The sequence below is a fragment of the Alcanivorax sp. HI0083 genome, assembly GCF_001635175.1.
In genome coordinates this window covers 1-1,134 of the sequence record NZ_LWFX01001766.1, presented here as the reverse complement: position 1 = coordinate 1,134, position 1,134 = coordinate 1, and the positions used below count along the sequence as shown (strand labels likewise).

The following is a 1,134-nucleotide window of genomic DNA, read 5'->3' as shown; positions in this document are numbered from 1 at the left end:
CGGTGGGGAGGCATGATTAATCAGCATGATCACCTCCCATAACACCGGCCAAATAATCTGCCACGTCTTGCGCCCGCCAGCGGGTACAGTTCCCTCCCAGCCTTATCGGCTGTGGAAATTCGGGAATAAAGTGCTTCCCGTTGCAATCAACCCAAGCCCACAGCGTGCTCACTCCGATCCCCAATTCCTCAGCCAGATCTTTGGCTGACAGCATAGTGAGGCCAGTTAGCGGCTTTGGTGCTTCACCTGCGCAAACAGATAGCGGCGCAGCAATCAATCGAGTATTCATTAACCCTCCTAAGTGCTGCGCCAAACGACACCATTCCCAAGGCAAAGTAATGCCATAAGAATTGTGCCTACGCTCAGCGCAGCCCAGCAAAAATCCTCAGAACGACCACAAGGTCGCAATCCAAATATAATTTTGTGTTTGATTGGAAGTTCACGCTTCGCGTGAAACCAATACTAGGGAGGGCGACTTATTGCTGATGGATGCCACGTCCATTCAGGCTGCGCTGTTGAAAAGACATTAAATGTCTGTAGTGTTCTGCCAACACCGCGTTAATCAGGTGCAGGAGGACTTAGCTATCTGTGGCGATGCCAAGCCAAGAAAAAATTACTGCATTCCCAACCACGACGTCAAGCCTTAAAGACAACGCACCCAAAAAAATCCTGAATTCAATGTACGATTTATGCAGATTCAATGGTTTTTGGGGGAATTAGTTTTTTGCCGAGCGTTCGTGGAGGTCTAGCCACAGCAAAATGCCTGCTCGTCTCCCTTCACGAGAAGACCAGCGGACGACTAGATAGAAAGCCGATATCACGTGATTGCTAGCACGGTCATAATGTAGTCATCTGATCGGCAAGGTGACACTCCCTGCTCTCCCACACCAAAGAGCCTGCCCCCATCCTCTCAAAGTCATGCCCCTGGGTCGCTTATTCTGTGGATAAGCCCCTCGCCTCCCTGATCGAGCAGGTGGCACAAGGTGGCAAGAATGGTATGATCCACACCCTTCGCTGCTCTCCAAATTTGGATATATTCAGCGAAAGAGGATTTAGATGAATGACGACACCTTCATGCGTCAGAAATTTTACAAATCCGCTTGTTGGTACATGTGTTGGTATGAAGCAAAACCG

At 49.6% G+C, this 1,134-nt stretch carries 1 protein-coding gene; it reads right to left on the bottom strand.

Annotated elements, in window-relative coordinates:
* Positions 1 to 16: 16 nt before the first annotated feature.
* Positions 17 to 289, bottom strand: a complete 273-nt coding sequence (locus A3754_RS25610) for an AlpA family transcriptional regulator (protein ID WP_082872370.1) — start codon at positions 287 to 289, stop codon at positions 17 to 19.
* Positions 290 to 1,134 lie beyond the last annotated feature (845 nt).

Coding starts and splice junctions, on each gene's coding strand:
- A3754_RS25610 (WP_082872370.1), bottom strand. CDS start 289: ATGAATACTCGATTGATTGCTGCGCCGCTATCTGTTTGCGCAGGTGAA.